Raw genomic sequence first — 5,911 nt, forward strand, 5'->3', positions numbered from 1 at the left:
GCAAAGCGCAGCGTGCCCACCATTCACGGTCGGTGCAAGTAAAGGTGGGCACGCTTCGCTTTGCCCACCCTACAACCCGGCCGTCATTGCCGGGCTTGACCCGGCAATCCATCCTCCCCCGCAAGACTCATTTCTTGATGGATGCGCGGGTCAAGCCCGCGCATGACGAGAGGCGATCAATGCCCCGCCGCCTTGTTCGCAGCGGCGTTGTTCAGCACGATCAGCGCATCCACGGCGATGCCGAGCTTCGTGTTGATCAGGAACGGATTGATGTCGATCGAGGCGATGCGGTTGCCGGCGTCGGCGATCAGGTTGGAGAGGCCGACCAGGGCCTTCACCGCGGAGGCCTCGTGCAGTGCCGGCTTGCCGCGATAGCCCTTCAGCTTGATGCCGGCTTTTGTCTTCGCGATGAGCTGCTTTGCCTCTTCCGCATCGAGCGGTGCACCGGCGAGTGCGACGTCCTTCAATAATTCGATATCGACGCCGCCGGTGCCGAACAGCACCACCGGCCCCATCTCGGCATCGAGCGAGGCGCCGACCACGAGCTCAAGATCGCCCTTTACTTGTTGCGCGATCAGGATGCCCTCGAGCTTCGGCTTGTTCTTGAGCTTCCTGACCCGCGCCGTGATCTCATTGAACGCCTTCTTCACCTCTGCCGCGCTGTTGAGGTTCAGCACCACGCCGCCGATATCGGTCTTGTGCAGGATATCAGGGCTGACCACCTTCGCGACCACGGGAAAGCCGATCTTCCGGGCAATGGTCGCCGCCTCCGTCGCCGTCTGCGCGAGCTCCTCCTTCGAGATCGGAATGCCGTAAGCCTTGAGCAGCTTTTTCGAGGCGACCTCGTCGAGCGCCGCGGCGCCGTTGGCGCCGTTCAGCGCCTTCTCCAGCATCGCGCGCGCGGATGCCGTCGAACTCGAGACGATGTCAGGCACTTCCTTGCGCAACTGCGCGTATTCGATCAGCGACTTGATCGCGCCGACCGCGCGGTCGAGCCCCTGCAGCACGGCGACATTGGGGAGCGTCTTGCGCAGCGCCTTGGTATGTTCGGTGAAGCCGATCGACATCGCGCTGATATAGATCACGGGCTTGCCGGCTTGGCCGGCCATCTCGTTGACGATGCGAAGATTGCGCTCGCGCAGTTCATGCGGCGCCTTCGGCAGTTCGGCATCGATGATCACGATATCGGTGTCGGGATCGTCGATCATGATCTTGATCGACTTCATGTAGACGGAGGGATCGACCACGGCGGCAAAGCCGGCGTCCAGCGGATTGCCGACAATGCTGCCGGGGCCAAGCATCTTCGCGAGCTGTTCGGTCGCGTTCGGGCTGAGCGGCGCGAAATTCAGTCCGGCCGAATAGAACGCGTCGATCAGCAGCCCGCGCTTGCCGCCGGACAGCGACACCGCGGCGAGCCGGTTGCCCTTCGGCAGATCGGCATGCACGAAGCATTCGGTGGTCTCGATCAATTCATCCAGGCCGCGGACGCGGATCACGCCCTCGCGGGTCGAGATCGCGTCAAAGGTCTCGATCGAGCCGGCGAGCGCGCCGGTATGCGCCATCGCCGCGGCGCGGCCGCCTTCGGAGGCGCCGAGCTTCAGCGCGATCACCGGCTTGCCGGCGGCGCGAGCGGCCTTGCAGGCATCGCGGAACGCCTTCGTGTTTCGCACGCCTTCCAGGTAGACCACGATGACGCGAACGCTCGGATCGGCGGCGAAATAGTTCATCAGGTCGGGTGTGGTCAGCCCGCTCTCATTGCCGGTCGTCACCATGTAGCCGACACCGACGCCGCGATCCTCCAGCGTCTGGCGGATCGCCATCACGATCGCACCGGATTGGCCGGCGATCGCCACCGGTCCGGCTTCCATGGTGACGATGCGGTCGTCGATATTGGTGAAGAGGTTTTCGCCGGCGCTCAAGTTTCCCAGGCAATTGGGTCCAGTCACCGCAAGCCCGGTCTCCTGCACCGCCTGTTTCAATTCCACCGCGAGCCGTTGGCTTTCTTCGTCCTGCAACTCGCTGAAGCCAGAGGTGACGATGGTGGCGGAGCGCGCGCCGGCGGCGGCCGCATCGCGGATCACCTGCACCGCAAAGCGCGCCGGCACCAGCACCAGCACATGATCAGGCTTGTCGGGGAGGCTCGCAAAATCCTTGTAGCAGGTGACGCCCCAGATCGTCTCGCGCTTGGTGTTTACGGGATAAAGCCCGCCGCGATATCCGTATTTGATCAGGTTGTTCCAGATCCGCTCGGCGTAATTACCGGGCTTGTCCGTGGCGCCAACCAGCACGATGTTGCGCGGGTGCAGCATCGCATGGATCCGCTTGACCACGTCGCTGGCATCACGCGACGGCGACCATTTCTCTGTCGGAGCGGATGCGGGGCTGAACTGTGCTTCCATGGACCTCGCCTTGTCGTTTCCTGCGGCGCTGCAGCGAACACCGTGCGCCATGTTTTTTGTTATTTCTATTGGGGCTTGCCGAGCGTGGCAACTCACACTGGCTGCATGCCGCTACGCGTTGATGCGATATCCCACCGCACGGACAATATTCACGGTGTTGTCATCCGCGAGGGGCCGGATTCGATCATCGTCGCGCGCAGCAGATAGCGTTCCGGCCCCGATGTCAGCGCGTCGAATGGCCAGCAGGTCGAGAGCACCAGCTCATATCCGCTCGACAATGGATCGATGCCGGAGGCATCGAAGCGCACCACCGAGCTGGCGTCGGCGCGATAGCGGAAGGTCTTGCCATCGCTGCGGGTGACGTCGATCTCGTCGCCGATCACGACGTCCTTCAGGAAGCGGAAATGGGTGTCGCGATGCGCGGAATAGACGGCAACGCCGCGTTCGCCGGCCTCGGGTGTGAGCTCGACTTGGCCCGGGCCGAACGCGAGCGCCTGGCCGCTCGAGCCCGCGAGCACGATGGCACTGGCATTGAGCCGCTTCACCTCGATGCGCGCGACCGGCCAGGTGTCGGCCCATGACCACGGTTTTGTCGGATGCCCGGTGGCGATGGTTTGGGTGAAGGCACGTTCGAGCAGCACCTGCGCGAGGAGGGCTTTGGCGTGGATGTAGGCGCCTTGGCCGAACAGGATTAGGCCGAGGAGGGCGAGGAGGAGAGGGGCAAGGAAACGCGGCATTTGACCGATACTCCGACGTCATTGCGAGGAGCGCAGCGACGAAGCAACCCATCTCTCCACAAGCGGTGACATGGATTGCTTCGCTGCGCTCGCAATGACGCGTGTGGAAAGAGTCGCGCGCGGCCCTCGGGGACGGGAGGCCGCGCGCGCCAAGAGGAGGTGGGGGCGCCTCCTCTTTTCATTCGGCATCAGCGGGCGAAGTTCCGACGCCGGATGAATGCGAACAGGAGCAGGCTCAGCGTGAGCAGGATCGCGCCGGCGATCATCTTCAGTTCGGCGTCGGTCGCGGTCTTCGGCAGCTTGATCGCGTCGGGCGCCTGCACCACCGCCGGGCGCTTCAGGGCTGCGACCTGCACCCGTCCATCGCCTTCCACGCGCCGCTCGGTCGGTGCCGCCGGCAATTGCGGGCGCTCGCCGAAGACTTTCGCGAAATCCCAGCCAGCGGGTAGGTTGAGCGGCAATTCGCTCACTTTCAGCGGCTCGCCGTCGGGCCGGCTTGGGGTCTTGTCGACCGCAACCAGGCTGGTCAGCCGCGTCACGAGCTGATGCTCGAGCGCCAGCGCCAGGATGGTTTTGTCGGCGTCCTCAGGACTCGCCTGCCGCGTGGTGCGCGCAACCTCGGCGTCGTCGATCTTGCGCCGCGCCCACAGCTTCGACAGGCCCTTGCCTTCGGCGGCGTTCGCCAGCGGCAGCGTCACGAGCCAGGGGCGGTCGCCGATGCGGCCCTTGATCTCGACGGAGCCCGCGAGCTTGTCGAGTTTGGCCGCCAGCACCAGCGGCTCGCCGCGATAGAGGTCGGGAAGGATCGCCGGCGTAACCTCGGCATGTGCGTCGGAGAATTTGGCGGAGAGACTGGTCACCGCGGGATTCTCGAGCTTCGCGAACAGCGAACGCATGCGCTCCTCGACCTGGTCGGTGGAGCCGATATGGGTGAAGGCGCCGCGGCCGAGCTCGGCGGCGCGCGTCATCAGATAGGTGTTGGGCGCCGAGCCGATGCCGACCATGAAGATGCGGGAGCGGCCGCGCATCGCCGTGATCGTCTCGAACAATTGCTGTTCGTTGCCGATGGCGCCATCGGTCAGGAACACCACCTGGCGGACATGATCGGAATCGCTGTTCGAGCGATCCGTCAGCGCCGCCCGCATCGCCGGCACCATCTCGGTGCCGCCATTGGCCTGCAGCGCGCTCACGAAGGCGGTGGCGCGGCCGAGATGCTCGCTGTCCGCCGGCACCGCCGATGGGAACAGCACGTCCATGGTGTTGTCGAAACGGATCACGTTGAAACGATCGTTCGGCTGCAGCCGGCCGAGCGCGTAAGTCAGGCTCGCTTTCGCCTGCACGATCGAGGTGCCGCCCATGGAGCCGGAATTGTCGATCACGAAGATCACTTCGCGCGGCCGTGGCTTCTGCTCGGCCTGCTCGACGGCAGGCGGGGTAACGAACGCGAGCAGATAGTCGGCGTCGCCGACACGCTCGCGGAACAGCCCGACCGACGGAGCCTTCTCGGCGGCAGGCCTCCAGGTCAGCTCGAAATCGCGGTCCGCAGGCACCGGACCATCGGTGAGCCTGATAATCCGCGTCGCGTCGTCGACGTCTTCGATCTTCACGGTGTGATGATGGCTCTTCACCTCGCCGAGTGGGAAGCCGGCCTGCAGGCGAACGGTGATGTTGGTCGGATTAACCGGCGCATGCTCGGCCGGATCGAGCACCGGCGGCGTGATGTGGTCGCGATCCGGAACGGGATCAGACTTCGTCGCACCCCAGCCGCCGCCATCTGGACGGAGGTCGACGCTCTGCACGAGCGGCTTCGGATTGTAACGCGGCGCGACCACCATCGGCACGCGCAGCGAGAATTCGTTGCCGGACTGCTGCACCGGCTCCTGATATTCGATCTGCACCAGCACGGTTTCGCCCGGGCCGATATTGGCGACCGAGTTGGTGAAGATGTTCGGTCGCTCCTGTTCGATCAGCGCGGCCTTCTGGCCGTTCTGCTTGGCCTGCTCATAGATGATGCGCGCCTGCTTGCGCTCCTTGATATCGCCGACCACGATGCGATCGCCGACCACCATCTTCAGCGTGTCGACCGCGCCGCCTGCCGGCAGCGGATAGACGTAAACCGCTTCAACCCAGTCCTTGGTCGGGTTGCGGAAGATCTGGGTGACGCGGGCGCGGACGGTCGGGCCTGACACCGTGAGGTCGACATCGGTGCCGAGCCTGACGGCATCGTCATATCCCTCGTCGGTCTTCAGCAGCAGCGAGCCGGAACGGGCGTCGCCCGGCTTGATGAACGCTGCCGGCGGCTTGATCTCTACCGACCACGCCGGCGCGAAGTTCACAAACAATGCCGCGAACCCGATGATGAGCGCGGCAACGCCTTCCACCACGAAAAACAGCGCTATCCGCATCTTGCGCGACAGGCGCGGGCGGCTGGTCACGATACAATCGTACGTCGTCATTTCCTTCTCCCGAGGAACGTCTTGGACGTGCAAAATCTTCGGGAAAGTGCCTCGAGGCGCGAGCAGAATGATCGGCATTGTTCAGCCGCCGCCGGGCGCCGCACGCCGCGCTGTCGGCGGCTTTGTGCGGTTTTGTGCTGAAATGTGCGGTCTGGTAGAGTCGGCGTGAATCAGCATGGGGTGACGATGCCGACGCCGGACAAGCAGCTCTCCGAAGAACAAAGCCGGCAGATCGCGGAGCTGATCCGCGAGGAACTGGCGCGCCGGCGCATCTCGCGGCAGGCGCTGGCCGAGCAGGCCAAGCTCAGCCTCTCGACAT

3 protein-coding genes and 1 pseudogene are annotated in these 5,911 nt (G+C 64.6%); 1 reads left to right on the top strand and 3 read right to left on the bottom strand.

All coding sequences use genetic code 11. The features are described from left to right. Positions 1–176 precede the first annotated feature (176 nt). The 3 genes from CWO89_RS39855 to CWO89_RS39865 all read right to left on the bottom strand — a co-directional run bounded on the left by CWO89_RS39855 (position 177) and on the right by CWO89_RS39865 (position 5,592). Positions 177–2,399: an acetate--CoA ligase family protein gene (locus tag CWO89_RS39855; RefSeq protein ID WP_130583759.1), complete on the bottom strand. Its 2,223-nt coding sequence runs from the start codon at positions 2,397–2,399 to the stop codon at positions 177–179. Between the two features lie 149 nt (positions 2,400–2,548). Continuing rightward, positions 2,549–3,136, bottom strand: a complete 588-nt coding sequence (locus CWO89_RS39860) for a class GN sortase (protein WP_130583760.1) — start codon at positions 3,134–3,136, stop codon at positions 2,549–2,551. A gap of 188 nt (positions 3,137–3,324) precedes the next feature. Then, positions 3,325–5,592 carry a marine proteobacterial sortase target protein gene (locus CWO89_RS39865; RefSeq protein WP_130583761.1) on the bottom strand — a complete coding sequence of 756 codons (2,268 nt, stop codon included), beginning with the start codon at positions 5,590–5,592 and terminating at the stop codon, positions 3,325–3,327. 186 nt (positions 5,593–5,778) lie between these two features. Here CWO89_RS39865 and CWO89_RS48535 point away from each other — a divergent pair. Next, a pseudogene (locus CWO89_RS48535) lies at positions 5,779–5,911 on the top strand (transcriptional regulator); the annotation flags it as partial.

It is taken from the genome of Bradyrhizobium sp. Leo170 (assembly GCF_004296405.1).
Lineage (GTDB): Bacteria > Pseudomonadota > Alphaproteobacteria > Rhizobiales > Xanthobacteraceae > Bradyrhizobium.

Bases quoted from the DNA above. Each gene is read 5' to 3' on its own strand.
- CWO89_RS39855 (WP_130583759.1), bottom strand. From the start codon at position 2,399: ATGGAAGCACAGTTCAGCCCCGCATCCGCTCCGACAGAGAAATGGTCG.
- CWO89_RS39860 (WP_130583760.1), bottom strand. From the start codon at position 3,136: ATGCCGCGTTTCCTTGCCCCTCTCCTCCTCGCCCTCCTCGGCCTAATC.
- CWO89_RS39865 (WP_130583761.1), bottom strand. From the start codon at position 5,592: ATGACGACGTACGATTGTATCGTGACCAGCCGCCCGCGCCTGTCGCGC.